The sequence below is a fragment of the Paracoccus sp. KR1-242 genome, from assembly GCF_049446195.1.
Lineage (GTDB): Bacteria > Pseudomonadota > Alphaproteobacteria > Rhodobacterales > Rhodobacteraceae > Paracoccus > Paracoccus broussonetiae.
Map to the genome: position 1 here is coordinate 66521 of NZ_JBMSED010000012.1, position 25448 is coordinate 91968.

Consider the following 25448-nt stretch of genomic DNA (forward strand, 5'->3'; position numbering starts at 1 on the left):
TCGGGGAATCGGGAAAAAGTCTAGTCCAAGGCAATGAATTGGGTAGCGAGGGCAAGGTCGCAGCGACGATGTGACGCAACCACCAGCGGAACATCGCATGAATATCGCGCAATTGCAGTCATAATCTGTGCGGCAAGGGCGTCGTCCAAGCCTTCGGTGGGTTCATCCAGCAACAGGATTGCCGGACGTTTCAGCAGGGCGCGCGCAATGGCGACGCGCCGGGCCTCGCCCCCGGAAAGCGGAGCGCCCCCGTCGGACAGGCGCATGTCCAGCCCGCCCGGCAGGTGGTCCAGCCGCATTGCGGCCAGCATTCCGGCCAGCTCCTCCTCGCTTGCCCCGGGCGCGGCCAGGGCAAGGTTCTCGCGCAGGGTTCCCGCGACCAGCGCGGTCCGCTGCGGCACCAGCGTCAGGACGGTGCGCAGCTCGTCCTCGGGCCAGTTCTGGACCTCGCGCACTCCAAGGATGATCCCGCGTCCCGCCGGCGGGATCAGCCCGGCAATCTGCGCCAGCAAGGTCGACTTTCCGGCGCCGCTTGGCCCGGTGATCCCCAGCACCTCGCCGGGGCCAACCGTGACCCCGTCCACGACCAGCGGCACCGGATTTCCTGCATTTTCCCTTACCCGCGGCATGGGCTGTTCGAGAACGGCCGCGACTCGCAGCATCGCCTGCCGGATGCGTCCCCAATCACCGACCGCGCGACGCAGCGGCGCCACCGCCTCGGACAGGGCCAGCGCGGCAAAGAAGCACATGGCGGCGATCGCGGGATCCAGCGCCCCTTGCGCGACGGCACGGCCGCCAAGGACCAGCGCCCCGACCATCGCCGCAAGGCGGCCCAGTTCCTGCACCGCCACGACTGCGCGCTCGGTCGCCTCGATCTCATCGGCAAGCGCCCCTGCCCGCCTTTCCGCAGCCATGGCCTGCGCGATCTGCGCATCGATGCGGCCGTGAACCAGCAGGTCGTCCCGCGCTGCGGCAAGATCCAGCGCGTGGCTGCGGAAATCGCTCTCGGCATCGTCAAGCGGACCGCCGAGGCGTGCGGACCGGGCAAATCCCCAGGCCCCGGACAGGCCCGAGGCAAGCAGATGGCAGCCGCAGATCCACAGCGCCATGACCCAGCCGGCCAGCCAGCCCAGGACCAGCAGCGACAGCAGGATCACCACCGCCGCCGCGACCCCCGGCAAAACCAGGCGCAGCGGCAGGCCGTCAAGGCGGTCGGTATCGGCGATGACCCGCGCCAGCGCCGGGCCGCGCCGCAGCATCAGCAGCCTTTGCCAAGGTAAGTCCGACAGACCCGACAGGACCGCGCCGCGCAGGTCGACGACCGCCCGCAGCGTCGCATCGTGGCCCAGCATCCGCTCGCCATAGCGTGCGGCGGTGCGGATCAGGGCCAGACCGCGCACGGCGGCGGCCGGGCGGAACACGTCGAACATGACGGCACCCCCGGCATAGCCCGCCAGCCCGGCCAGCGCGGCGGCGCTGATGAACCAGCCCGACAGCATCAGCAGCCCGACGCCCGCCAACAGGACCAGCACCGCCAGTCCCATCGCCCGCAGCATGGCAGAGGAACGGGCCATGACCTTCCACAGTTGCCACATCACGCCGCCCCGATCCGGTATTCGCGGCCGATGGCGCGGATCAGAGCGCCGTCATGGGTGGCGATGACCAGCCCCGCCCCGGCGCGGTGTGCTGCCAGCAGGCCCTGGATGACGCGGGCCGCCGTCTCGGCATCAAGGTCAGCGGTCGGTTCATCCGCAAGGATCCAGTCAGGCTGGCCATGCAGTGCACGGGCCAGCGTCAGGCGCCGCCCCTCGCCGCCCGACAGGCCGGCGCCACGCTCGCCCAGCCGCGTCTCCAGCCGCTGCGGCAGGACATCGACCAGATGCGCCGCCTGCGCCCCCGCCAGCGCCGGGCCCAGATCGCCGCCCCTTCCCAGCCGCAGGTTGTCCTCAAGGCTGGCGTCCAGGAAATGAACCGACTGCGGCATCCAGCCCAGGCGCGCGCGCGAAGGACGCATGACCTCGCCTCCGTCCGGCGTCTCCAGCCCGGCCAGCAGGCGCAGCAGCGTGGTCTTGCCCGCACCGCTGGGTCCAGTCACCACAAGCGCCTCGCCGGGCAGAAGCTCAAGGTCGGGATAGTCAAGTCCACGCAGCGACACCCCCCGCAGTGCAAGGCCGCTTGGCCCTTTGGCGGCAGCGTCGCGTGGCAGCATCTTTGCCGGGGCAAGCTCATCGACCAGAATATCTGCTGCGGCCTCGGCGGCAGCACGGTCATGCCACAACCCGGCCAGATCGCGCAGCGGCTGGAAGAATTCGGGCGCGATCAGCAGCAGAAACAGCGCCGGGCGGATCCCCAGTGGCCCGCCCCAGGTGCCGGTGCCGATCTCACCCAGCACCGAAAACCCGCAGAACACCGCCATCATCGCGATCCCTAGCGCCGCGAACAACTCCAGCACGGCCGAGGACAGGAACGCGATCCCCAGCACCCGCATGGTGCGCCGGCGCAGTCGATCGGCGGCCATCCTGAAGCCACGGGACAGCGCGGGCACGGCATCCAGCAGCCGGATATCGGGTAGCGCTCCGATGCGGTCGGCCAACAGCGCGCCCATATTCGCCATCTCGCCCAGTTGCGCGCGGCTGGCACGCCCCGTCGCCTGTCCGATCAGGACCATAAAGACGATGATCGCCGGCCCCGCAACCAGCAGGATCAAGCCCGCCGCCCATGCACTTGCAAATGCAGCCGCGCCAACCGCCAGCGGCACCGCCAGGCTGCGGTCGCGGATCAGCGCATTGCGCGCGGCGAATGTCCCCAGCAAGGCCAGTTGATCCCCGGCAAGCGTCGCGATCGCCCCGGCGCGGGATCGCGCGGCCCGGAGGGCAACATGCTCCAGCAGCTCGCCCCGCAAGCGTCCCACGGCAATCCGCCCGGCACGCTGCGCCAGACGTTCGGCGACCAGCGTCAACGCCAGCCGCAGCAATCCGGACCCGCCCAGCAGCCAAAGCGAGCCCGGAACCGCAGCCCGTTTCTCGATCATCGCCGACAGCATATCCGCAGCCCCCCAGGCCATCGGCAACCAAAGCAGCCCGGCCAGCACCGACAGGGCCGAGGCTCGACGCAGCAGGACAGCCTCGGGCGCGAGCAGGCGCGAAGCGGAACCGGATCGCGCATCAGACATGAACGCTCACCCGGCTTCTCCGTTTCGGAAATACCCCAGGGGAGTCGCGCGGAACGCGCGGCGGGGGCAGCGCCCCCATGCCCTCGCCCCCCGCTCAGAACGCCTTGAAGGTCATCGTCGTCAACGTGCGCGAGATATGGGGAATGTCGAATAGGTTCTCGGCCAGGAACCGGCCGACATCCTGATCCTCGGGGACATAGATCTTGGCAATCAGGTCGTAATCGCCCGAGGTCGAGTAAAGCTCGCTGACGATTTCCCGGTCGTAGATCGCATCGGCAACCTCATAGGTCTTGCCGGGCGTGCAACGAAACTGGACGAATACCGGACGCATGGCGAACCTCCTGGGCTTGGCGCGGACAACCTAGACCGCGCTCGGCGCCGGGGTCCAGTCCCCGCGCGCATGGCCGCGCCAGAACCGGCGCATCAGCAACGTCGCGGCAAGGGTCAGGCCTGCGACCAGCCCCAGCCACAGGCCCTTGGGGCCCAGTCCCAGCACAAAGGCCAGGCCATAAGCCACCGGAATCCCGACCAGCCAATAGCTGATCCCGGCAATGACCATCGGCATCCGGGTGTCCTGCACGCCGCGCAGCAGGCCAAGCGCGATCACCTGCAGCGCATCGGCCATCTGGAACAGGGCGGCATAGAACATCAGCCCGGTGGCGAAATCGATCAGGGCCGGCGTCTCGGGATGGTTCACGTCCAGATACAGGCCGACCAGCGCGCGCGGGAACAGGATGAAGGTAGCGACCGCGATCAGGGCGATGCAGACCGAAACCACGGTGACCGTTACCGCGGCATCGCGCATCCAGCCGCCATCACCCCAGCCCTTGGCCTGACCGACACGCACGGTCGCGGCATTCGACATGCCAAGATGCAGCATGAAGGTGATCGAGGCCAGTTGCAGTGCGATCCCATGCGCGGCCAGTTCGCGCGTCCCGATCCAGCCCATCATCACGTTCGAGCCGACGAACAGCCCGCCCTCGGCCACCATGGTCAGACCGATGGGCAGGCCCAGCAGGAAGACCTTGCGCATATAGGCCCAGTCAGGGCGCCAGAAACGCTTGAACAGGTGATACTTGCGCGCCACGGGCAGCCATGCCGCATAGGCCGTGATCGCGGCCAGTTGCAGGAATTGCACGATGATCGCGGCGACGGCCGCGCCTTCGACCCCCAGCGCGGGCACGCCAAGGTTGCCGAAGATCATCACCCAGTTCAGGAAAATCACCAGTGGCAGGCCCGCCAGCGTGATCCACAGCACGACCTGCGGACGCTCCATCGCGGCCAGATAGCTGTTCAGCGTCAGCTGGCACAGGACGGCCAGCAGGCCGAAACCGGCAATGCGCAGGTAATCCTGCGCCAGCTCGGCCACGACGGGGGCCTGGCCGATGGCCAGAAGGATCGCCTCGGAGTGCCACAGCAGCGGCAGCATGACGATGGCATGGATGATCGACAGCCACAGCGCCATCCGGGCCGAACGGCGGACCTCGGTCTCGTCATCGCGGGCGATCGCGGCGGCGATCACGCCCATCACACCGATGCCGAATCCCATGCCCAAGAAGAACAGGATGTTGAAGAACGAAACGGCGATGACCAGCGCCGCCAGTTCGTTGACCCCGTACCAACCGACCATGATGGTATCGGCGACGCTGATCGCCATGCGCGCAAGATGGCTGCCGACCAGTGGCAGGCCGAGCGCGAGCGTCGCGCGCAGATGGGGGGCATAGCGATCAAAGGTCATGCCCCTGCCTTATCCTTGGGCAAAGGCCAGAGCAAGCTGCACGTTTCAGGGCCGGATCTCGACCTCGGTTCCGATCCTCGCCAGCGCATAGATTTCCTCGATCTCGTCATCCAGGATGGCGATGCAACCTTCGGTCCAGTCGCCCCGCACGCGATAGCCCTTGGGGATCTGGTTCGGCTGTCCGTGGATCATGATGTCGCCGCCCGGATCGATCCCGGCCTTGCGCGCGGCCTCGCGGTGGCGGCGCTGGGGATAGTCGATGCCCAGGGACAGGTGAAAGCGGCTGCGATCGTTCAGCCTGTCGATGCGGAAAACCCCCTCAGGCGTCCTACCGTCCCCTTGCCGCGACTTGTCGCCGCGCGGGGATGAACCCAGCGCGACGCGAAATGTCTTGGGCGGCCCGTCCTGCTGAAAGACGGTCATGCGCCGGGCGGCCTTTTCGACAAGGATCCGCTCGATGGGCGATGTCAGGCGGGCGGGTTCCTCGGGTCCGGTCTGGGGGACATAGCCGCCCTGTCCGGGCCGCGTCGGAAATTCGGGCAGGCGCGCCATGATGCCCGGATGCGGGCGCACCAGCATCCACCCGCTCCAAAGCAGGAAAAGCACGGCCAAGGCCGAAAACAGCGCCGCCAGCCTTTTCATCGCTCGCTTCCTTCAACCTCCTGCTATTGCAGGTCGGCAAAGGCCTTTTTCAGACGGGCCACGGCCTCGACCACGCGCGCCCGCGGCGTCGCCAGATTGAACCGCAGGAAGCTTTCGCCCCCCGTCCCGAAGGTCGGCCCATGATTCGCCGCGATGCGCGCGCCCTGTTCGACGCGGACAGTGAATTCGGCGGCAGTCATGCCCGTGCCCGAAAAATCGACCCAGGCCAGATAGGTCGCCTGCAGCGGCATCGAGCGCAGACCGGGGATCGCGTTCACACCCTCGTCGAAGATGCGGCGGTTGCCGTCCAGGTATTCGACCAGGGCATCGACCCATTCCGCACCCTCGGGGGAATAGGCGGCGGTGACCATCTGCGGGCCGAACATGTCCGGCTTGACCCCAAGCGCCAGCAGCCGCTGCCTGATGCGGTCGCGCAGGGCTTCATCGGCGATGATCATGTTGCCGATATGCGCGCCCGCGATATTGAACGTTTTGGTCGCGGCATTCAGCGTGACCAGTCGCGGCGCCAGTTCCGGCACGACTTTCGCAGTTACCAGATGACGCGGCGCGCCCGGCATCACCAGGTCGCTATGCACCTCGTCCGAAACCAGGATCAGGTCATGCGCCTCGCAGAAGGCGGCGACTTCGAGCAATTCCTCGGCCGACCAGACACGCCCGCCGGGGTTGTGGGGCGAGCACAGGATCAGCATCTTCTCGCGCCCGGTCATCAGCGGGCGCCAGTTGTCCCAGTCCATGCGGTACTGGCCGTCGTGCATTGCCAGCGGCAGTTCGACGACCTCGCGCCCCGAGGCGCGGGCCACGCGGGCAAAGGCGTGATAGACCGGGGTCATCAGCACGATCCCGTCGCCCGGTTCGGTCAGCGCGTCGATGCAAAGCCCGGTCGCGTTCACCAGCCCTTGCGTGGTCAGGATCCAGTTCGCCTCGATCTCCCAGCCGTGGCGCGTCTTCAGCCACCAGCGGATCGCGTCGCCATAGGCGCGGGTGTCGGACGGATAGCCATAGACCCCGTGCGCGGCGATCGCCTCGACCGCACGCTGGACCGAGGCCGGGGGGCGGAAGTCCATGTCGGCGACCCACATCGCGATGCCATCCGAGGCGGACACGCCAAAGCCCTGTTCCATGTCGTCCCATTTGGAACAATCGGTGCCCACGCGGTTGATGATCTCGTCGAAATCGGGTCTGGTCATGGCGTCGCTTTCTCTCAATTCCCCGCGCCACCATAGCGGCTTGTTGCGCAAGGCCAAGGGTTGCCCTAGATCACAGTCATGACATTGCGCAGCATCATCCTTCACCCCGATCCGCGGCTGAAAAAGCCTTGCGACCCCGTCGCCCGCATCACGCCCGAGATCGAGACCCTGGCCGCCGACATGCTGGCGACCATGTATGACGCACCCGGCGTCGGCCTGGCCGCGCCGCAAGTGGGCGTGATGTCGCGCCTTTACGTCATGGATTGCGAAAAGGATCCGGACGCGCCGCACAATCCGATCGTCATGGTGAACCCGCAGATCACCTGGACCTCGGAAGGGCTGAACACCTATGAGGAAGGCTGCCTGTCTATCCCCGACCAATATGCCGACGTGACCCGCCCGGCCGAGGTCCGCGTGGAATGGCTGGGCCTTGACGGCAAGACGCATGAACGCGAATTCGACGGCCTTTGGGCGACCTGCGCCCAGCACGAGATCGACCATCTCGACGGGCGGCTGTTCATCGACTATCTCAGCCCGATGAAGCGCCAGATGATCACCCGCAAGATGGTCAAGCTGAAGCGCGAGCGCGCGCGCCCCTGACCGCAGCCGCCTCTCAACGACTTATGCAAAGGCGCCGCAGATGACCGTCCGCCCGTTCATTCCCTATTCCGATCGCCGTCTGCATGTCGCGGCCGAACCCGTCGCCGCGATCACCGAGACGGTGCGCATGATCTGGGACGACATGATCCACACGATGGACGCGATGCCCGGCGTGGGACTTGCCGCGCCGCAGATCGGCATCATGCAACGCCTGGCGGTGGTCGACGCCTCGGACAAGCGCGGGCAGGCCGTCCGCATGGCCAATCCCGAGATCCTGCACGCCTCGGTCCAGTTGCGCGCCCATGACGAGGCAAGTCCGAACCTGCCCGGAGTCTTTGCCCGGATCGAACGCCCCCGCGCCGTCACCGTCCGGTTCCTGAACGACCGCGGCGAAATCGAGGAACGCGATTTCGTCGGCCTGTGGGCGACCTCGGTCCAGCACCAGATCGACCACCTGAACGGCAAGCTCTATGTCGACCACCTGTCGCCGCTGCGCCGCAAGATGCTTGTCGCGAAATCCGCGAAGCTTGCCCGCGCCTGACACGTCAAGCGCGCTTTCCTTTGCCGAAGGCGCCGTCTAACCTTGCGCCGATGCGCCCGTCTACGCGGGTCCGATCCTGAAGGAAGGGACCGAAATCCGCATGATTTCAGTTTTGCCTTTGCTTGCCGGGCTGCTGCTGGCCGCCGCTTCACTGACGCCATCGCTGATTCCGCGTGACTGGGTCATGCAGGGGGCGCTGGCCGGTATCTCGACCGCGGCCGGTTATCTGGTGACGGTTTTCCTGCTGGCGCTGTGGCGCACGCTGCAGATCCCGATCTTGTCGCGCAAATGGGCGATGATCTGCCATTCCGTTCTGGCTGTCCCTGTGCTGGCGCTGCTGGTCCGCTGCATCGCGCTGTCCGACGACTGGCAGAACAGCATCCGCGAACGCATGCAGATGCCCCCCCTCGAGGCCGCGAACACCACCAAGATGCTGCTTCTGGCCGCGGCGGTCTTTCTGGTTCTGGTGGTGCTTGGCTGGACGCTTCAGGGGTTGTTCAACCTGCTGCGCAACCGCCTTGCCCGCTATATCCCGGCCGCCAGCGCCAACGTGCTGGGCCTGCTGCTGGCGGCGCTGATCGTGGTGACGATCACCCGAGACGGCGTCGTGAACTGGGCGCTGAAAGTGGCCGACAGTTCCTATGCCGCCGCCCAGCACCTGACCGATCCCTCGACCGCGCCGCCGACCGAAGGCTGGCGCTCGGGCGGGCCGGGATCGCTGGCGGACTGGGATCTGATGGGCAAGCCCGGCCGCGACTTCGTCCTGGACGGGCCGCGCGCCGCCGCGATCCAGGCCTTTACCGGCCGCCCGGCGCATGAGCCGCTGCGGATCTATGTCGGCCTTGCGCAGGAAAAAAGCGCCGAGGCCCGCGCCCGCGTCGCCTTGGCCGAGATGATCCGCGTCGGCGCCTTCGACCGCAAGATCCTGATCGTCTCCAGCCCGACCGGCACCGGCTGGATGGACCCGGCCAGCTATGACGCGCTGGAATACATGAACGATGGCGATGTCGCGACCGTGGCGGTGCAGTATTCCTATCTGCAAAGCCCGCTGGCGCTGATCTTCGAAACCGAATCCGGGCTTGAACAGGCGACCGCCACCATGCGCGCCGTCTATGACCATTGGCGCGAACTGCCCGCCGACGCCCGGCCAAGGCTCTACCTGCACGGCATCTCGCTGGGGGCGTGGTCGTCGATGTATTCGATGAACCCGTTCCAGATGATGAACGAGCCGATCTCGGGCGCGTTCTGGGCCGGACCGCCCTTCCCGTCCGAGCTGTGGCGGCAGGCCAACACCGCACGCCGCCCCGGCAGCCCCTTCATCCTGCCAGAGGTCGATGAGGGAGAGGTGATCCGCTATGCCAGCCAGTTCGCGCCGCCCGACCGTTCGGGCCGGCCCTGGGGCAGGCTGCGCATCCTGTTCCTGCAACATGCCAGCGACCCGATCGTGTTCTACAACCCCGCCTCATTGTGGCGCGCGCCGGAATGGATGCACGAGCCGCCAGCGCCCGATGTCTCGCCCCGGCTCAGCTTTACGCCCATCGTCACGCAGCTTCAGCTTGCGGTGGACATGCTGGTCTCGACCTCTACCCCTCCGGGATTCGGGCATATCTATGATGCCGACGAATATATCGACGGCTGGGTGTCGATCACCGCACCTCAAGGCTGGACTGCCGAGGATACCGCGCGGCTGAAGGCGAAATGCGGCAAGGGCGGGCTGATCGGATGCGACAACGGTTGATCGTGATGGGCGGAGCAGCGGCGGCAATCATCCTTGTGATCCTGGGGCTCAACACGGCGCGTAACGCGGCCGGGTGGCAGCCGATCACCCAGACCCCGGCAGAGCGGGAAGCGATGCTGGCCCCGGCCTGGGACATTCGCCAGCCGCCGACGCCCGGCCCCCACAAGGCGGCCATCCTGCTGTCCGGCTGCGACGGGGTCCATGACAACATGGATTACTGGGCCAATGTCCTGCTGGGCCAGGATCGCACGGTGATGATCCTGGACAGCCATTCACCGCGCAAGCTGGACAAGGTGCAATCCTGGCGGGCGGTCTGCGCGGGCCAGATCCTGCCCGGCTCGGAACGGGCGGGCGATCTTGCGGTAGCCATGGCCGCGCTGCGCCGGATGCCGGGGATCAGGCCCGAAGACACGATGGTCCTTGGCGCGTCGCATGGCGGCTGGACGGCGATGGAATTCATGGCCGAGCTGGACAGCGACAAGCCCCCGCCCGGCCTGACCGAATGGCCCGAGGATCCCCACTCCCTTGCCGCCCGCGTCGGCCCGGTCGTGCTGCTTTACCCCTATTGCGGGTTGCTCAGCCGGGGCGAGGAAGGCCGCTGGCCCGAGGGCGCGCGCGGTTTGATGATCCTTGCCGAGAAGGACAGCATCACCGACCCCGATGCCTGCCGCCAGATGGCAGACAAGCTGGTCGGCAAGGGCGTCGACCTGCACAGCATCACCCTGCCCGGCATCAATCACGGCTTCGACCAAAGCGAGCGGTCGGCCCTGTCCTCCTTGCAACTGGACCCTGCGGCGCGGAAGAAAGCGACAAGCCTTGTGACGCGGTTCCTGCAGGGTTTTGCATTGCGCAAGGCCGGTCTATAGGGGCCGGATCAGCACAAGGGCCAGGATCATGCGCGTCGTTTTCATGGGAACTCCGGATTTTTCAGTGCCCGCGCTGCGCGCCATCGCGGCCCGGCACGAGGTCGTCGCGGTCTATTCCCAGCCGCCGCGCGCCGCCGGACGCGGACAAAAGTCGCGCCCCTCGCCCGTCCACAAGGCGGCCGAGGAACTGGGGCTGACCGTGCGGGTACCCGAAAGCCTGAAATCGCCCGAGACTCGGACCGAGTTCGCGGCGCTGGCCGCAGATGTCGCGGTGGTCGTGGCCTATGGCCTGATCCTGCCCCGCCCCGTGCTGGACGCGCCGCGGCTGGGCTGCCTGAACATTCACGCCTCGCTGCTGCCGCGCTGGCGGGGGGCCGCACCGATCCATCGCGCGATCATGGCCGGGGACGCGGAAACGGGCGTCGCCATCATGCAGATGGAGGCGGGGCTGGACACCGGCCCCGTCCTTGCCGAAAGCCGTACCGCCATCGGCACCGACGACACGACCGCCGACCTGCACGACCGGCTGTCCGACATGGGCGCGCAACTGATCGTCCAGACGCTGGACCGCCTGCCCCTGCCCGCGATGCCGCAGCCCGAGGCGGGCGTGACCTATGCCGCCAAGATCGACAAGGCCGAGGCCCGGATCGACTGGACCCGGCCCGCGGCTCAGATCGACCGCCAGATCCGCGGCCTTTCTCCGTTTCCGGGTGCGTGGTGCATGATCGGCGAGGAAAGGGTCAAGCTGCTCCGCTCTCGACTGGCAGAGGGGTCGGGACAGCCGGGACGCGTGCTGTCGGACTTCACCATCGCCTGCGGCCAGGGCGCGGTCGAAATCGTCGAGGCCCAGCGCGAAGGCAAGCGCCCGATGCCCGCGACCGAGATCCTTCGCGGCCTGACCCTGCCCGATACGCTGGGCTAACCCGGCGGCTTTGCTGCATTTTCATCACAGGCGCCGCGTGAATTCACCCGGGCGTGGGCGCGGCGGCAAAAGCGCGTGCTATCCTCTTACAGGTTTGAACCCAAGGAGGGGCTTTCGATGGACGATTTGGTCCGCATGATGGCTGCGAACTGGTGGATGGTCCTGTTGCGCGGGATCGCGGCGGTGCTGTTCGGCATCATCGCGCTGGCCTGGCCCGGCCTGACGGTCTATGTCCTGCTGCTGACCTTCGGCGCCTATGCGGTTTTCGACGGCATCCTGGCGCTGGTCACGGGCTATCAGCGGCGCAAGACCGACGAACGCTGGTGGGCCTGGGGGCTGGAGGGGCTGCTGTCCATCGCGATCGGCCTGATGGCCCTGTTCTGGACCGAGGCCACGGCCTTGGCCTTCATCATCTGGATGGCGATCTGGGGCGTCATCGCGGGCGTCTTCCGCATCGTCGCCGCGATCCGCCTGCGTCACGAGATTGACGGCGAATGGGCGCTTGTCCTCAGCGGCGTGCTGCTGGTCATGTGGGGCCTTTTGATGGCGATGCTGCCGGCCGCGGGCCTGCTCAGCATCGCGTGGCTTCTTGGGATCTTCGCGGTGCTGATCGGGATCACCCTGATCGCGCTGTCGCTGCGCCTGCGCAAGCTGAACGCGGGCTAGGTTCCGCGCGGTTTGGCCCGCGTGGTCGGATCGGCCTCCAAGGGATTTTCGGGCCAAGGATGGCGCGGATAGCGGCCCCGCATGTCCTTGCGCACATCGGCATAGCTTCCGGCCCAGAAGCCGGGCAGGTCGGTCGTCACCGCGACGGGCTTGCCCCCCGGTGACAGCATCGAGATGCGCAGCGCCCGCCCGCCCACGACCGGATGCTGCGCGACCCCGAACAGTTCCTGCAGCTTCAGTTCGATCGAGGGCGTCTCGTGGTCATAGTCGATGGGCACCTTGCGGCCCAAAGGCGTCACGAAATGCGCGGGCGCGGCGCGGTCCAGCCGTTGCTGGCCGTCCCAGCCGATGCGCGCCTTCAGCGGCTCGGTCAGGTCCAGGCCGCGCAGGTCCGCGGCGGTCCGCACCTTGCCCAGCCAGGGCAGCAACCATTCGGGATCGGCCAGAAGCGTTTCGTCATCGACCGGGCCAAGTTCCGGGATCAGCGCGACGCGCGCCCGCAGCCGGGCCGCACCGGGCGTCCAGTTCAAGCCCGACGCACGCAAACCCTCGACCGCCGCGCGGGCGATCGCAGCCGGTTCGGGGCTGTCCAGCGCGTGATCTGCCAGCACCAAGGCCCCCAGCCGCTCTTGCCGCCGCGCCAGTATCCGGTTGTCGCGCCGCGACCATTCGACCAGTTCGACTGACCGGATCAGGTCGGGAAACAGCGCGCGAAGATCGTCTTCGTCGACGGCGGCGGCCATACGGACCCGGGCCTCGCGCGCATCTCCGTCCAGATCGGTCGCCACGATGAAGCGGGACGCGCCCAGCGCGTCGCCTTCGGGCAGGATCGCCCCCTTGCCGCCCGACAGGACATAGCGCGGCTGGTCGCCCTTGCGGCGCTGGCCGATGCGGTCGGGATAGGCCAGCGCAGCCATGGCGCCCGCCGCCATCCCCTGCCCCTCTGGCGCAAGACGACGCAGGCGGCGGGCCTCGTCGCGGATGCGCTGGACTCCCCCGGCATTGAGCGGCCAGGGATGGCGCGCCTCATAGGCCCGCGCGTCGCGGATCGCGGCAAGGCGCAGGGTCAGATCGACTGGGGCGCCGGTCAGGGGATCGCGCTCGCCCATCAGGGCGGCAAGATCGGCGGCATCCTTGCCGGCAAGAACCAGCATATGCGCAAGCCGCGGATGCAGCGGCAGGGCCACCAGCGCGCGACCATGCGCGGTGATGCGGTCACCTGCGTCCAGCGCGCCAAGATCGCGCAAAATGGTCCTTGCCTCGGCCATTCCGGCTTCGGGCGCGGGCGTCAGAAAAGCCAGGTCCGACCCGTCCGAGCCCCAGTTCGCAAGCTCCAGCGCCAGCCCCGCAAGATCGGCGACCGCGATCTCGGGTGGGGCGAAAGCGGGCAAGGCGCCTTCCTCGGCGCGCGCCCACATGCGATAGCAGATGCCCGGCGCGACCCGCCCCGCCCGACCGCGGCGCTGTTCGGCTTCGGCCCGGCTGACACGCTCGGTCACAAGCCGCGACATGCCCGAGCCGGGATCGAAGCGCGACCGGCGCGCCCGACCGGCATCGACCACCACAGTCACGTCGGGAATGGTCAGCGAAGTCTCTGCGATCGAGGTCGCCAGCACGATCCGTCGCCGCCCGCTGGCGGGGCGCATCACCGCGCGCTGCGCCTTGAAATCCATCGCGCCAAACAGCGGCGCGACCTCGGCATCGACATCCCCCAGCATCGCGGCGACCCGGCGAATCTCTCCCTCGCCCGGAAGGAAGCACAGCAGGGTGCCGCCGGTGGCGCGAGTCTCGGCCTCGGCCTGACGGACCAGCCGCGCGGCTTCGGGCACCAGCCGGACGCCTGCGGGCAGCGGACGGTCCAGCCAGCGCGTCTCGACCGGAAAGGCACGCCCATCGGACCGGATCACGGGGGCCGCGTCCAGAAGTGCCGCCACGGGTTCGGCATCCAATGTCGCCGACATGACCAGCACGGCAAGATCGGGCCGCAGCGCCTGACGCGCCTCCCATGTCAGGGCAAGGCCAAGATCGGCATTCAGATTGCGTTCGTGGAATTCGTCGAAGATCACGCAGCCAATCCCCTCAAGCGAGGGGTCGGACTGGATCATCCGGGTCAGGATGCCCTCGGTCACGACTTCGATGCGCTGGCCCGCGACGGACTCGCCCCGGATGCGATAGCCGACGGTCCGGCCCACCGGCTCGCCCAGCGTCTCGGCCATGCGTTCGGCGGCGGCGCGTGCGGCCAGCCGGCGCGGTTCCAGCATCAGGATGCGGCCCGCGACCACCGGCAGCAGCGCCAGCGGGACGCGCGTCGTCTTGCCCGCGCCGGGCGGGGCCATCAGGACAGCGCGACCCTGCGCGGCAAGCGCGGCGGTCAGTTCGGGCAGGACGGCGTCGATGGGCAGGGTCATGAATGGCTTATGGCAAAGCCATAACGGCGCGAAAAGCCTTCACACCATCCGATTGACAGGGTTCGCGACGAATGTCCGAATACCGACGCACAACTTTGTCGGGAGGCATCGTGGAAAGCCTGCTACTGCTTCTGATGGTCCCGCTTGGCGCGGCGGCGCTGGCGGAGCTGTTCAACCACGATGATGGGCATGATGACGGATCAGGGACTGAGCCTGAACCGGAGCCTGAACCTGAACCGGAGCCTGGCACCGAACCCGAGCCGCAGCCCGAGCCCGAGCCAGAGCCAGAGCCGGAACCACAGCCGGAAACGGTGATCCTTGGAACCGAGGGCAATGACACCATTTGGGCAACCGATCCCGTGACCGAGGTTCGTGCTGGTGACGGAGACGACTTTGTCGGGATCCGCGGATCGATCCTTGTCGAGGGGGGAAATGGCGCTGACCTTCTCACCAACGACTACAGCCAGGCGGGCCACTCGACCCTGTCCGGTGGCGCGGGAGATGACACAATCCGCGGGAATGACGGGATGGGCTTTCACGCCTCCTCTCAAGTCGACCAACATTCCTGGCATGTGGGATTGTCCGACGACGTCCTGCGTGGCGGTGACGGGGACGATATCATCGGCTTTGACCGCGCGGACACCGTCACCGGTGGCGCGGGGGCCGACGTGATGGACGGGTTTGTGAATCAGGGCCACATTGCCCACGTGACCGATTTCGACCCCGCCGAGGATCGCCTGCGGATCAATGTCGACCCTCAGGAATCGGCGCAGGGATCCGATCCATTCGGACGCGTCTCTGTGGTCGAGGTCAATGGCGATACCGTAATCCGGCTGGGCGGCGAAGACGTGGCCCGGATTGCCGGGCGCACTGGCCTGAACGTCGGATTCGAAACGAACTGGTATCGCGAGGAACTGGGCGGCACCGTCTATACTGTAGAGTCGAGCAGCGACCTCGAACTGGGGCCGAACCCCATCCACACGGACCTGAACGGCAACGAGGTCGATCGCGCAACGCTGGACGTTGTCATCAACGCCTATATGCGCTTCGACACCTGAGCGTGAACGCCCCCTGTAAATCCCGCACATGCCTGCATATCTTTGGACGCGCGGAACAAGGCCGGGGACAGGATGGGTATCGCTGACGATCTGATGCAGGGGCTGGGAATCTCGGACCCGGTCATCCGGTTGGGCGTGACGGGGCTGTCGCGGGCGGGCAAGACGGTGTTCATCACCTCGCTTGTCGCGAACCTTTTGGACCGCGGCCGGATGAGCGCGTTGCGCGCGGCGGCGGACGGATCGCTGAAATCCGCATGGCTGCAACCCCAGCCCGACGATACCGTGCCCCGCTTCGATTTCGAGCGTCATCTGGCGGCGATGACCGGACCCGATCCGCATTGGCCCGAGGGCACGCGCCATGTCAGCCAGTTGCGGCTGTCCCTGCGCGTCCAGCCGCGCGGCCTGCTGACGGGCTGGCGCGGACAGCAGGTGCTGCATCTGGACATCGTGGATTATCCCGGCGAATGGCTGCTGGACTTGCGCCTGATGGACAAGGACTTCGACAGCTGGTCGGCCGAGGTGCTGGACCGCATGAAGGGACGCCCCGGCGCCGCGCGGTTCCAGGACGTGCTGGCCGCGACCGACCGCACGCGCTTTGACGAAACCGCCGCGCAGGCGCTGGCGGCCGCCTATACGGGCCATTTGCACGAGGCCCGCGACGCCGGCTGGTCGGACTGCACGCCGGGCCGCTTCCTGATGCCGGGCGAGCTTGAGGGGTCGCCCGCCCTGACCTTCACGCCGCTGCCGCCCGAATTCCGCGACACCCCCGTCTGGCGCGAATTCGCGCGCCGTTTCGGGGCCTACAAGTCGCGTGTGGTGAAGCCCTTCTTCCGCGACCATTTCGCGCGGATCGACCGGCAGGTCGTGCTGATGGACGTGCTGGGCGCGATCCATGCCGGCCCCCAGGCGGTCGAGGACATGCGCCGCGCCATGGCCGACATCCTGACCGCCTTTCGCCCCGGTCGCGCGGGGTGGCTGTCGCAACTGCTGGGCTCGCGCAGGGTGGGGCGCATCCTGTTCGCCGCGACCAAGGCCGACCACCTGCACCATATCCAGCACCCGCGTCTGACCGCGATCACGGGGGCGATGCTGCGCGAGGCCCGCGACCGGGCCGATTTCTCGGGCGCGCGGACCGAAGCGATGTCGATCGCCGCCCTGCGAACCACCACGGAAGAGATCATCCATCAGGATGGCGACGAACTGCCCGCCGTGCGCGGCACCCTGATGGACGGGCGGCAGGCCGCCTTCTATCCGGGCGAGCTGCCCGCCAACCCCGCCGACCTGCTGGTCCACGCCCGGAAGGGCGCGGATCGCTGGCTGGATGGCGATTACGCGATCATGGATTTCGCACCCGCACCCGGCACCCTGCGTCCGGGCGACGGCCCGCCGCATATCCGGCTGGACCGCGCGGCCGAGTTCCTGTTCGGCGATCAGATCTGAAGGGATTCAAGATGGCTGAACCTCCGAAACGCCGCGGCCCTGTCCTGATCGAGATGGATGCCGCACCCGCCACCCGCGCGCCGGGCGGGCCGGAAACCACACCTCCGGGTGCGCAGAGCACGGCCGAGCCCGACCGCCGCAGCCGCCGCGCCCCGCGCAGCGCGCCCCGCGATGGTGAGGACGCGCCCTCGCCCGCGGATGCACCGATGATCGATGACGGGCTGTCGCCGGCGATGCCACAGCCGCGCACCATGCAGCTTGTGGCGCGCATCGCCGGGGCCGGGCCGTCGCCGCTGACCCGGTTCTTCCTGAACACCGGGGCCGCGCTTCTGACCTTCCTTTTGTCGGTCGCCGCGCTGCGCTTTCTGTCCGACCTGCTTCGGACCTATCCCCTTCTGGGATGGATCGGCATCTTCCTGATGGTGCTGTTTTGCCTTGCGGCGCTGGCGATGGGCTGGCGCGAATACCGCGCCTGGTCGCGCTTTGCCGCCATCGATGGGATCAATCGGGCGGCGGGGGCGGCGCTGGCCTCGGGCGATGTCGCGGCGGCACAGGACGTCGTCGGGCGGCTTGAACGGCTTTACCGCGCGCGTCCGGAACTGGAATGGGGACGTGAGCGGCTGGCCCGTCACAAGGCCGAGGCCTATGAGGCGCAGACGCTGATCGCGATGGCCGAGACCGAGCTTCTGGCCCCGCTGGACCAGCAGGCGCGCCGCGAAATCGAGGCCGCCTCGCGCACCGTCGCCGCGGCGACCGCCCTGATCCCGCTGGCTTTGGCCGATGTCGTCGCCGCGCTGGCAGCGAACATGCGGATGATCCGCCGCATGGCCGAGATCTATGGCGGGCGCGCCGGGGCCGTGGGCGGCTGGAGGCTGGCGCGCACCGTGATGACGCATCTGGTCGCGACCGGCGCGGTCGCGGCGGGCGATGACCTGATCCATACCGTGGCCGGGGGCGGCATCCTGGCCCGCGTCTCGAAACGCTTTGGCGAAGGCGTCGTCAACGGCGCCCTGACCGCCCGCGTGGGGATCGCCGCGATGGAGGTCTGTCGCCCCCTGCCCTTCATCCAGCAGCCGCGACCAAAGGTCGGAAACCTGATCGCGCGCGGCCTGAAAGGTCTGTTCGGCGAGGATCAAGAGGCGAAGTGACCGCCCGGTCGCTGTGCCGCGGCGGGTATTTGAAAAACGGTGAAACGGTGCGGTTCTTTCTGCTGCATCGCTGCGCTAGTTTGAAACCATGACATCGCGCCGCCTCGCCCTGATCCTTTTCGCGCTGGCCCTGGGCCTTGGCCTGGCGGCCTGGGGGCGGGACCGGGTGGATGAATGGGTCGATGCCACCCGAATGCCGCGCCTGACCGTTCCCGTCGGGACCGAGGTGCTGGCGCGCGACGGCAGCCTGCTGCGCGCCTTCCAGGTTGCGGACGGGCGCTGGCGGCTTGATCCGGGACCGGTCGATCCGCTGTTTCTGGACATGCTGGTCGCGTGGGAAGATCGCCGGTTTCCGCGCCATCACGGCGTCGACGCGCTCGCCGTCCTGCGCTCGGCCGGTCAGGCGCTGCGGTATCGCCGCGTGGTTTCGGGCGGATCGACCCTGACCATGCAGGTCGCCCGCCTGATCGAGGAGGGACCCACCGGCGAATGGGCCGGAAAGCTGCGGCAGATGCGGCTGGCTTTGGCGCTGGAGCGGCAGCTGGACAAGGCCGGGATCATGGACCTTTACCTGCGGCTGGCCCCCTATGGCGCGAATGTCGAGGGCGTGCGTGCCGCAAGCCTGCAATGGTTCGGCAAGGAGCCGCGCCGCCTGACCCCCTCCGAGGCGGCATTGCTGGTCGCCCTGCCCCAATCGCCCGAAACGCGGCGGCCCGACCGTTTCCCGAAGGCCGCGACCGCGGCGCGCAACCGCGTGCTGGAACGGGCTGCGGATCGAGGATTGATCAGCCAGGGCGACGCGCGCGCGGCGATGGCCGAGCCGGTTCCCCGCCGTCGCCGTGCTTTTCCGGCGCTGGCTCCACTGCTGTCGGGACGGCTGGCACGGGAAAACCCCGGCGCGGTGCGGATCGAAACCACGATCGATGCCGGCCTGCAGCGACGGGCCGAGGCGCTGGCCCTGCGCGCGGCACGCGGGGCGGGACGCAGCGTCTCGGCCGCGATCCTGCTGGCTGACCATCGCACGGGCGAAATCCTGGCCGATGTCGGCGCGGCCGACTGGACGAATCGCGGGGCGGCAGGATTCGTGGACATGACCCGGGCCTGGCGCTCTCCCGGATCGACGCTGAAGCCCTTTGTCTATGGGCTGGCCTTTGACCAGGGACTGGCGCATCCCGAGACGCTGATCGAGGATCGTCCGACCGTCTTCGGCCGCTGGCAGCCCCAGAATTTCGACCACATGTTCCGGGGCACGGTCAGCCTGCGGCAGGCGCTGATCTGGTCGCTGAACATCCCCGTGGTGAAATTGGCCGAGGCGCTTGGACCGAACCGCGTCGCGCAAGCACTGGACCGCGGTGGTATCCTGTTGCGCCTGCCGGGCGAAGCGCCGGGGCTTGCGCTGGTGCTGGGCGGCGGCGGGGTGACGCTGGAGGGGCTGACCTCGGGCTATGCCGCGCTGGCGCGGGGCGGGCTCGGCATCACCCTGTCCGCATTGCCGGGTGGATCGCGCGACATGCCCTCGGCCATGTTCGGGCCGGTCGCCGCATGGCAGGTCGGGAACGTGCTGGCCGCCAATCCTGCGCCACAGGGCGCGCGGCTGCGGCCGATGGCCTACAAGACCGGGACATCCTATGGGCATCGGGATGCGCTGTCGGTGGGATTTGACGGCGCCCATGTCGCCGCGGTCTGGCTGGGACGCCCGGACGGGACGCCGGTTCCCGGCGCCTTCGGCGGCGATCTTGCGGCACCGGTGCTGTTCGATCTGTTCGACGCACTGGCGCCTGTGCCGCTGCCTCCTCCGCCGCCGCAGACACTGACGGTCCCGAACAGCGCACTGCCCTTGCCGCTGCGCCGCTTTGCCCCGGCGGGCCAAGTCAGTCGCACCGCCGCGCAGCCGGCCGCGCCCGATCGGCTGGTCCTGCTTTACCCGCCCGACGGCTCGGTGCTGGATCCCGCGGGTGGGTTGATCGTCAAGGCGCGGGGCGGGCGCGGGCCGTGGACCTTTCTGGTCAACGGCGCGCCCGCCGCCCTTGCCCTGCCCCGGCCGGAAAGCCTGCTGCCCGATCCCGGTCCGGGCTTTGTGCAATTGTCCGTCATCGATGCCGCAGGAGCCTCGGCCAGTGCCACGATTTGGTTGCATCCTGCCGAATTGACGTCACGCTGAGCGAGAGTGGTCTTTTCATCCCCGCGCGTTGCGACATATTCGCGTTATGTTGCGCATTGACGATCAGATCACGATTCATGAATGGGAACTGTCCGAACAGTTCAGCCGGTCGCAGGGACCGGGCGGGCAAAACGTGAACAAGGTGGAAACCGCGGTCGAGCTGCGGTTCGAGGCCGAGCGTTCGCCCAGCCTGTCCCCGGCGGTCAAGTCCCGCCTGCAACGACTTGCGGGGCGGCGCTGGACGCAGGACGGTGCTATCCTGATCCGGGCCGAGGAAACCCGGAGCCAGTTGCGCAACCGGGAAATCGCCCGCGAGCGGCTGGTCGAACTGATCCGCAAGGCGCTGGTCGCCCCGCGACGCCGCATCGCGACGCGACCGACATTGGGAAGTCAGAAAAGAAGGCTCGCGGCCAAGACGCAAAGGGGAACCGTCAAATCCCTGCGCGGCAGGATCAGCGGGAGCGAGGAGGAAGGGTGAGGAGGAGCATTCGGGACAGGCTGACAAGCCTTCTGGGCCGCAAGCCGCCGGACATGCAGGTGGCGGCGCTTTGCCGCGACAGCCGCTCGGGGCGGGTTCTGCTGGTGACGAGCCGCGGCACCGGGCGCTGGATCGTGCCCAAGGGCTGGCCGATGCCCGGCCGCAGCCTTGCCGATGCCGCCCTGCGCGAGGCCTGGGAGGAGGCCGGCGTGCAGGGAACGGTCGTGCAGACCGCCATCGGCAGCTATCACTATGACAAGCAGCAGGAGCAGGGCTTCGCCATCCCGGTCGAGGTTCATGTCTTCGCGGTCGAAGTCGACGGGCTGTCCGAGCAGTTCCCCGAAGCCTCGCAACGACGGCGCGAATGGTTTGCCCCGGTCCGCGCGGCGGAGCTGGTCGCCGAGGCGGGGCTGAGAAAGCTGCTCCTGGCGCTGCCCGCATCGGCGCGGTCGCGGACCTGACATGCCAAAGGGCGATCGGGACTATCGCATCCTCGACAAGGATCTGGGACGCGTCACCAATGCCGAGCGTGCGGCGCTGGCCTCGGCCCGCCCGATGGTCAGGATCGGCATCGCGGTCGTCTTCGTGGCCGCGGTCGCCGAATTCGCGGCGGCTGCCACGGCCGGCCAGCCGATGCTGGGGATCATGGCAGCCTCGGTCGCGGTCGCAACTTACCTGGCGCTGTCCATCGGCGCGAACGACGTGGCGAACGCGTTGGGGCCAGCGGTCGGCGCAGGCGCGATCGGGCTGACCACGGGGCTGGTCCTGGTCGCCGGCATGGACGTGCTGGGCGCGGTTCTGGCGGGCGAGGCCGTCACGCGGACCCTGACCGAGGGGTTGATGGGCGAGACGCTGGGCGACAGCGCCCCCGCTGCCTCGATGATGCTGGCGGCGCTGATCGGTGCCGCAAGCTGGATCAGCGTCGCGACCCGGATGAACGCACCGGTCAGCACCACCCACTCGGTCGTCGGCGCCATCGCGGGCGCGGGGATCGCGACTTACGGTTTCGGCGCGGTCAACTGGTCGGCCATGGCGGTGGTGGCGCTTGGCTGGATCGTCTCGCCCGTGATTTCGGGGCTGCTGGCGGCGGGGATCCTGTCCAACCTGCATCGCCATGTGTTGGAAAAGGACGACCCGATCCGGTCTGGCAGGATCTGGCTGACGCTGCTGGTCGCCTTGGTCACGGGGCTGCTGGCGGCCATGATCGCATTGGCCTTCAAGGGGGCGGGCTGGATCCCGGTCCTGCTTTGGACTGCCGCCGGATGCGGCCTTGGCGGGATCTATTCTCATGTCATGCTGGGCCGACAGATCCGGCGCGAAGCGGGGGGCAAGCTGGCGCTGAAAAACCTGCTGGGCGTGCCCCTTACTGCGACCGCGCTGGTCATGGGTTTCGGTCACGGGGCCAATGACACCTCGAACGTCGCCGCGCCGCTGACGATCATCCTGGGCCAGATCTCGGACCGGCCGGGCGAATTGATGGACATGCAGATGGTGCTGCTGCTGTCGGGTCTGGGGATCGCGGGCGGGATCATCCTGTTCGGCGGCAAGCTGGTGACGATGGTCGGCAGCGGCATCACCCGGCTGAACCCGTCGCGGGCGCTGTGCATCTCGCTTGCGACAGCGCTGACGGTCCTGGGCTTCTCGATGATGGGACTGCCCGTCTCGACCACCCATGTCGCGATCGGCGGGGTCTTCGGCGTCGGCTTCTATCGCGAATGGCGGGACCGCCGGAAAACCAAGAAGCGCGCGCCGATGCCCGACGAGGAACTGCGCCGCCGCCATCTGGTGCGGCGGTCGCATGTGCGCACGATCCTGGGGGCGTGGCTGATCACCGTGCCGGTCAACGCGGCGCTGGCCGCCGCGTTGGTCCTGATCCTGAGGCTTTAGGCCCGGCGCTGCAGAGCCTCGCCCGCCGCGCGGGTTTCGGCCAGGGTTGCGCCTGTCGTCAGCGCCTCGGGGTCAAGGCGCAGTTCTATGACCGCAAGCGTGCCCGCCTGAACCGCCCGCTGGAAGGCGGGGCCGAAATCGTCCTGCGTCGCCACGATTTCGCCGTGACCGCCATAGGCGCGGGCAAGGGCTGCGAAATCGGGATTGCTCAGGTCGGTCCCCGACACGCGGCCGGGATAGGTCCGCTCCTGATGCATCCGGATGGTGCCATAGCGGCCGTTATTCGCCACGATCACGATCACCGCGGCGCCGTGCTGGGCAGCGGTCGAAAGCTCGTTCAGCGTCATCTGGATGCAGCCGTCGCCCGCGACGCAGACCACGGTGCGTTCGGGATGCGCCAGCTTTGATGCGATCGCGGCCGGCAGGCCATAGCCCATAGACCCTGACGTCGGCGCGACCTGGCTGCCCCAGCGACGGAAGCTGTAATAGCGGTGGATGAAGGCCGCGTAATTACCCGCGCCGTTGGTGATGACCGCATCGGGCGGCAGGTTGGCGGACAGCCACAGGATCACATCCTCCATCCGCACGGCGCCGGGCGTGGCCTTGGGCTTTTGCCACGCCAGATACCTGCCCCTCAGGTCGGCAGTCCATTCGTCCCAGCGCCGGGGCGCCGGCAGGCTGGCCAGCGCCGCCACGACTTCGCGCGGGTCCGCGACCAGCCCCGGCGCGGGGCGCCACAGGTGGCCCAGCTCATCCGGCGAGGGATGGACATGGATCACCCTTGCATGGGGATTGGCGGGCGACATCAGTTCATAGCCGCGGGTCAGCGTGTCGCCCAACCGCGAACCAAGGGACAGGATGCAATCCGCCTGTTGCAGCGCATTGCCCAGCGCCGGATTCATGCCGACGCCAAGATCGCCGACATAATGGGGATCGGCATTGTCCATGTGGCCTTGCCGGCGAAAGGGCACCGCGACCGGGAGGCCCCAATTCCCCGCAAAACGGGCCAGATCCTCGGCGGCGCGCTGCGACCACAGCGTGCCGCCCGCAACCACCAGCGGACGTTCGGCCCCGGCCAGCGCCTCGGCCAGCGCAGCGACGGATTCGCCCGCGACGGCGGACAGGGGCGGGTCATACGGGGCAAGGTCCGGCGTCTCGGCCCGGGCGGACAGAACATCCTCGGGCAGGGCCAGCACCACGGGGCCGGGACGGCCCGACATCGCCAGATGGAAGGCGCGCGCGACATATTCGGGAATGCGCTCGGTCTGGTCGATCTCGGCCACCCATTTCGCCAGTGGGGCGAACATGGCACGGTAGTCAACCTCCTGAAAAGCCTCGCGGTCGCGATCCGAGCTGGAGATCTGGCCGACGAACAGGATCATCGGGGTCGAATCCTGGCGCGCGACATGGACGCCCGAACTGGCATTGGTGGCGCCGGGTCCGCGGGTCACGAAGGCGATGCCGGGCCTGCCCGTCACCTTGCCATGCGCCTCGGCCATCATCGCCGCGCCGCCCTCGTGACGGCAGACGACATTCTGGATCCCTGAAGCATAGAACCCGTCCAGCGCTGCCAGAAAACTTTCACCTGGCACAGAAAAGACGCGATCTACCCCATTTCGTGCCAATGTATCGGCCAGGATCTGCCCACCATGCCGCATTACTGCTCCCTCCTTTTGCCTTTCCTCAACTCAGGGGGTAGCGTGCGGGCGGCATGCAAGGCAATGCCCGTCGATTGAGGAATGATATGCGAGCCCAGTCTGTTCTTTTTGTCTGCCTTGGAAACATCTGCCGTTCGCCTTTGGCCGAAGGCGCGTTGCGCGCCGCCGCAGATGAGCGCGGCACCGAAGTCATCGTGGAATCGGCTGGAACCAGCGACTGGCATGTCGGGTCCGAACCGGACCGCCGCGCCCAGGCCATCGCAGCGCGCAACGGGATCAACATCTCGCGCCTGCGCGCGCGCCAGGTGCGCCCCGACGACTTCATGCGCTTTGACCATATCGTCGCCATGGATGCCGAAAACCTTGCCCACATGCGCGCCATCATGCCCGAAGGGGCGCGCGCGCGACTGTCGATGCTGCTGGACCATGTGCCGGGGCGCGAAGGCCAGGCCGTGACCGACCCCTATTTCGGCGACAGCGCCGGGTTCGAAGGGACCTGGCAGGATGTCTCGCTGGGCATTGCCGGAATGATGGAAATGCTGGACCGGCAAGGACAGGCGCAATCTTTACTTTACGCCGCCGCGCCCCTATCTCAGCCGGATCATGGCCGCCAAGACTGACCCCAATTACAAGATCATCGCCGAGAACCGCCGGGCACGCTTCGATTACTTCATCGAAAGCGACCTTGAGGTGGGCATCGTCCTGACCGGGTCCGAGGTGAAAAGCCTGCGCACCGGGCAGTCGAACATCGCCGAAAGCTATGCCTCGGTCGAACAGGGCGAGTTGTGGCTGATCAACAGCTATATCGCCGCCTACAAGCAGGCGGGCGTCTTTGGCCATGAAGAGCGCCGCAAACGCAAGCTGCTGGTGTCGCGCAAGGAACTGGCGCGGCTGTGGCAGGCCATCGGGCGCGCGGGCATGACGCTGGTGCCGCTGGTGATGTATTTCAACGATCGCGGCACGGTGAAGCTGAAGATCGGCGTCGCCAAGGGCAAGAATGTCGCCGACAAGCGAGAAACCTCGGCCAAGCGCGACTGGAACCGCCAGAAACAGCGGCTGCTCAAGCAAGGCTGACCTTCTGCCATTGCAGGGGCCGGTCCCTCCGGTTAGATGGGGG

The 25448-nt window shown here is 67.9% G+C and carries 23 protein-coding genes; 15 read left to right on the forward strand and 8 right to left on the reverse strand.

The features are described from left to right. Positions 1-20: 20 nt before the first annotated feature. The 6 genes from ACO2Q4_RS17800 to ACO2Q4_RS17825 form a co-directional block, all read right to left on the reverse strand. Positions 21-1595, reverse strand: coding sequence for an amino acid ABC transporter ATP-binding/permease protein (locus tag ACO2Q4_RS17800; protein ID WP_423320941.1), 1575 nt, complete (start codon positions 1593-1595; stop codon positions 21-23). Further along, on the reverse strand, positions 1595-3172 hold the full coding sequence (locus tag ACO2Q4_RS17805; RefSeq protein ID WP_423320943.1) for an ATP-binding cassette domain-containing protein: 1578 nt from the start codon (positions 3170-3172) through the stop codon (positions 1595-1597). The genes ACO2Q4_RS17800 and ACO2Q4_RS17805 overlap by 1 nt, the downstream gene beginning before the upstream one ends. A 94-nt stretch (positions 3173-3266) precedes the next feature. Beyond that, complete coding sequence (locus tag ACO2Q4_RS17810; protein ID WP_311757643.1) at positions 3267-3503, reverse strand: Lrp/AsnC ligand binding domain-containing protein; 237 nt, start codon at positions 3501-3503, stop codon at positions 3267-3269. A 30-nt stretch (positions 3504-3533) separates the two neighbouring features. Continuing rightward, positions 3534-4910 carry an MATE family efflux transporter gene (locus ACO2Q4_RS17815; RefSeq protein WP_423320945.1) on the reverse strand — a complete coding sequence of 459 codons (1377 nt, stop codon included), beginning with the start codon at positions 4908-4910 and terminating at the stop codon, positions 3534-3536. Positions 4911-4955: 45 nt separating this feature from the next. Then, positions 4956-5552: a L,D-transpeptidase family protein gene (locus ACO2Q4_RS17820; protein ID WP_311757645.1), complete on the reverse strand. Its 597-nt coding sequence runs from the start codon at positions 5550-5552 to the stop codon at positions 4956-4958. A 23-nt stretch (positions 5553-5575) separates the two neighbouring features. Further along, positions 5576-6760: a MalY/PatB family protein gene (locus ACO2Q4_RS17825; protein ID WP_423320947.1), complete on the reverse strand. Its 1185-nt coding sequence runs from the start codon at positions 6758-6760 to the stop codon at positions 5576-5578. A gap of 78 nt (positions 6761-6838) precedes the next feature. Here ACO2Q4_RS17825 and def (ACO2Q4_RS17830) point away from each other — a divergent pair, with 78 nt between their 5' ends. The 6 genes from def (ACO2Q4_RS17830) (at position 6839) to ACO2Q4_RS17855 (ending at position 12093) form a co-directional block, all read left to right on the forward strand. Next, positions 6839-7360 carry a peptide deformylase gene (gene def / locus ACO2Q4_RS17830; RefSeq protein WP_311757647.1) on the forward strand — a complete coding sequence of 174 codons (522 nt, stop codon included), beginning with the start codon at positions 6839-6841 and terminating at the stop codon, positions 7358-7360. Positions 7361-7400: 40 nt separating this feature from the next. Continuing rightward, positions 7401-7901, forward strand: coding sequence for a peptide deformylase (gene def, locus ACO2Q4_RS17835; protein ID WP_423320949.1), 501 nt, complete (start codon positions 7401-7403; stop codon positions 7899-7901). A 100-nt stretch (positions 7902-8001) separates the two neighbouring features. Next, positions 8002-9639 carry an alpha/beta hydrolase gene (locus ACO2Q4_RS17840; protein ID WP_311757649.1) on the forward strand — a complete coding sequence of 546 codons (1638 nt, stop codon included), beginning with the start codon at positions 8002-8004 and terminating at the stop codon, positions 9637-9639. Then, on the forward strand, positions 9624-10505 hold the full coding sequence (locus ACO2Q4_RS17845; RefSeq protein ID WP_423320951.1) for a dienelactone hydrolase family protein: 882 nt from the start codon (positions 9624-9626) through the stop codon (positions 10503-10505). Before ACO2Q4_RS17840 ends, ACO2Q4_RS17845 begins: the two co-directional genes overlap by 16 nt. Before the next feature lie 28 nt (positions 10506-10533). After that, entirely contained in the window at positions 10534-11427 is an 894-nt protein-coding gene (gene fmt, locus ACO2Q4_RS17850; protein ID WP_423320953.1) for a methionyl-tRNA formyltransferase, read from the forward strand. Positions 11428-11544: 117 nt separating this feature from the next. Further along, on the forward strand, positions 11545-12093 hold the full coding sequence (locus ACO2Q4_RS17855; RefSeq protein WP_311757652.1) for an HdeD family acid-resistance protein: 549 nt from the start codon (positions 11545-11547) through the stop codon (positions 12091-12093). Here ACO2Q4_RS17855 and hrpB read toward each other — a convergent pair. Continuing rightward, positions 12090-14501 carry an ATP-dependent helicase HrpB gene (hrpB, locus tag ACO2Q4_RS17860; protein WP_423320955.1) on the reverse strand — a complete coding sequence of 804 codons (2412 nt, stop codon included), beginning with the start codon at positions 14499-14501 and terminating at the stop codon, positions 12090-12092. The two genes, ACO2Q4_RS17855 and hrpB, sit on opposite strands and share 4 nt — an antisense overlap. Before the next feature lie 110 nt (positions 14502-14611). Between hrpB and ACO2Q4_RS17865 the strand changes: the two genes are divergently transcribed. The 7 genes from ACO2Q4_RS17865 to ACO2Q4_RS17895 all read left to right on the forward strand — a co-directional run bounded on the left by ACO2Q4_RS17865 (position 14612) and on the right by ACO2Q4_RS17895 (position 22673). After that, a complete protein-coding gene (locus tag ACO2Q4_RS17865; RefSeq protein WP_423320957.1) occupies positions 14612-15559 on the forward strand; it encodes a hypothetical protein in 948 nt (315 codons plus the stop codon). Positions 15560-15631: 72 nt separating this feature from the next. Continuing rightward, positions 15632-16999: a YcjX family protein gene (locus tag ACO2Q4_RS17870; protein WP_395131322.1), complete on the forward strand. Its 1368-nt coding sequence runs from the start codon at positions 15632-15634 to the stop codon at positions 16997-16999. An 11-nt stretch (positions 17000-17010) separates the two neighbouring features. Then, entirely contained in the window at positions 17011-18147 is a 1137-nt protein-coding gene (locus ACO2Q4_RS17875; RefSeq protein ID WP_423320961.1) for a YcjF family protein, read from the forward strand. 88 nt (positions 18148-18235) lie between these two features. After that, the gene (gene pbpC / locus ACO2Q4_RS17880) at positions 18236-20308 is read left to right on the forward strand and encodes a penicillin-binding protein 1C (protein ID WP_423320963.1); all 2073 of its coding nucleotides are present in this window, start codon (positions 18236-18238) and stop codon (positions 20306-20308) included. A gap of 46 nt (positions 20309-20354) precedes the next feature. After that, a complete protein-coding gene (gene arfB / locus ACO2Q4_RS17885; RefSeq protein ID WP_311757658.1) occupies positions 20355-20786 on the forward strand; it encodes an alternative ribosome rescue aminoacyl-tRNA hydrolase ArfB in 432 nt (143 codons plus the stop codon). Further along, positions 20783-21247, forward strand: a complete 465-nt coding sequence (locus ACO2Q4_RS17890; protein WP_311757659.1) for an NUDIX hydrolase — start codon at positions 20783-20785, stop codon at positions 21245-21247. The genes arfB and ACO2Q4_RS17890 overlap by 4 nt, the downstream gene beginning before the upstream one ends. 1 nt (position 21248) lies before the next feature. Continuing rightward, positions 21249-22673: an inorganic phosphate transporter gene (locus ACO2Q4_RS17895; RefSeq protein WP_311757660.1), complete on the forward strand. Its 1425-nt coding sequence runs from the start codon at positions 21249-21251 to the stop codon at positions 22671-22673. Here ACO2Q4_RS17895 and ACO2Q4_RS17900 read toward each other — a convergent pair. Continuing rightward, on the reverse strand, positions 22670-24331 hold the full coding sequence (locus ACO2Q4_RS17900; protein WP_423320966.1) for a thiamine pyrophosphate-binding protein: 1662 nt from the start codon (positions 24329-24331) through the stop codon (positions 22670-22672). The two genes, ACO2Q4_RS17895 and ACO2Q4_RS17900, sit on opposite strands and share 4 nt — an antisense overlap. Positions 24332-24417: 86 nt before the next feature. On the opposite strand from ACO2Q4_RS17900, the gene ACO2Q4_RS17905 reads away from it, so the two are divergent. Both ACO2Q4_RS17905 and smpB read left to right on the forward strand, forming a co-directional pair. Then, positions 24418-24951: a low molecular weight protein-tyrosine-phosphatase gene (locus ACO2Q4_RS17905; protein WP_423320968.1), complete on the forward strand. Its 534-nt coding sequence runs from the start codon at positions 24418-24420 to the stop codon at positions 24949-24951. Further along, the gene (smpB, locus tag ACO2Q4_RS17910) at positions 24935-25405 is read left to right on the forward strand and encodes an SsrA-binding protein SmpB (protein ID WP_311757663.1); all 471 of its coding nucleotides are present in this window, start codon (positions 24935-24937) and stop codon (positions 25403-25405) included. The genes ACO2Q4_RS17905 and smpB overlap by 17 nt, the downstream gene beginning before the upstream one ends. Positions 25406-25448: the final 43 nt, after the last annotated feature.

What these genes read in the sequence shown, in the direction of transcription:
- ACO2Q4_RS17800 (WP_423320941.1), bottom strand. Translation starts at nt 1,595, where the DNA reads ATGTGGCAACTGTGGAAGGTCATGGCCCGTTCCTCTGCCATGCTGCGG.
- ACO2Q4_RS17805 (WP_423320943.1), bottom strand. Translation starts at nt 3,172, where the DNA reads ATGTCTGATGCGCGATCCGGTTCCGCTTCGCGCCTGCTCGCGCCCGAG.
- ACO2Q4_RS17810 (WP_311757643.1), bottom strand. Translation starts at nt 3,503, where the DNA reads ATGCGTCCGGTATTCGTCCAGTTTCGTTGCACGCCCGGCAAGACCTAT.
- ACO2Q4_RS17815 (WP_423320945.1), bottom strand. Translation starts at nt 4,910, where the DNA reads ATGACCTTTGATCGCTATGCCCCCCATCTGCGCGCGACGCTCGCGCTC.
- ACO2Q4_RS17820 (WP_311757645.1), bottom strand. Translation starts at nt 5,552, where the DNA reads ATGAAAAGGCTGGCGGCGCTGTTTTCGGCCTTGGCCGTGCTTTTCCTG.
- ACO2Q4_RS17825 (WP_423320947.1), bottom strand. Translation starts at nt 6,760, where the DNA reads ATGACCAGACCCGATTTCGACGAGATCATCAACCGCGTGGGCACCGAT.
- def (WP_311757647.1), top strand. Translation starts at nt 6,839, where the DNA reads ATGACATTGCGCAGCATCATCCTTCACCCCGATCCGCGGCTGAAAAAG.
- def (WP_423320949.1), top strand. Translation starts at nt 7,401, where the DNA reads ATGACCGTCCGCCCGTTCATTCCCTATTCCGATCGCCGTCTGCATGTC.
- ACO2Q4_RS17840 (WP_311757649.1), top strand. Translation starts at nt 8,002, where the DNA reads ATGATTTCAGTTTTGCCTTTGCTTGCCGGGCTGCTGCTGGCCGCCGCT.
- ACO2Q4_RS17845 (WP_423320951.1), top strand. Translation starts at nt 9,624, where the DNA reads ATGCGACAACGGTTGATCGTGATGGGCGGAGCAGCGGCGGCAATCATC.
- fmt (WP_423320953.1), top strand. Translation starts at nt 10,534, where the DNA reads ATGCGCGTCGTTTTCATGGGAACTCCGGATTTTTCAGTGCCCGCGCTG.
- ACO2Q4_RS17855 (WP_311757652.1), top strand. Translation starts at nt 11,545, where the DNA reads ATGGACGATTTGGTCCGCATGATGGCTGCGAACTGGTGGATGGTCCTG.
- hrpB (WP_423320955.1), bottom strand. Translation starts at nt 14,501, where the DNA reads ATGACCCTGCCCATCGACGCCGTCCTGCCCGAACTGACCGCCGCGCTT.
- ACO2Q4_RS17870 (WP_395131322.1), top strand. Translation starts at nt 15,632, where the DNA reads ATGGGTATCGCTGACGATCTGATGCAGGGGCTGGGAATCTCGGACCCG.
- ACO2Q4_RS17875 (WP_423320961.1), top strand. Translation starts at nt 17,011, where the DNA reads ATGGCTGAACCTCCGAAACGCCGCGGCCCTGTCCTGATCGAGATGGAT.
- pbpC (WP_423320963.1), top strand. Translation starts at nt 18,236, where the DNA reads ATGACATCGCGCCGCCTCGCCCTGATCCTTTTCGCGCTGGCCCTGGGC.
- arfB (WP_311757658.1), top strand. Translation starts at nt 20,355, where the DNA reads ATGTTGCGCATTGACGATCAGATCACGATTCATGAATGGGAACTGTCC.
- ACO2Q4_RS17895 (WP_311757660.1), top strand. Translation starts at nt 21,249, where the DNA reads ATGCCAAAGGGCGATCGGGACTATCGCATCCTCGACAAGGATCTGGGA.
- ACO2Q4_RS17900 (WP_423320966.1), bottom strand. Translation starts at nt 24,331, where the DNA reads ATGCGGCATGGTGGGCAGATCCTGGCCGATACATTGGCACGAAATGGG.
- ACO2Q4_RS17905 (WP_423320968.1), top strand. Translation starts at nt 24,418, where the DNA reads ATGCGAGCCCAGTCTGTTCTTTTTGTCTGCCTTGGAAACATCTGCCGT.
- smpB (WP_311757663.1), top strand. Translation starts at nt 24,935, where the DNA reads ATGGCCGCCAAGACTGACCCCAATTACAAGATCATCGCCGAGAACCGC.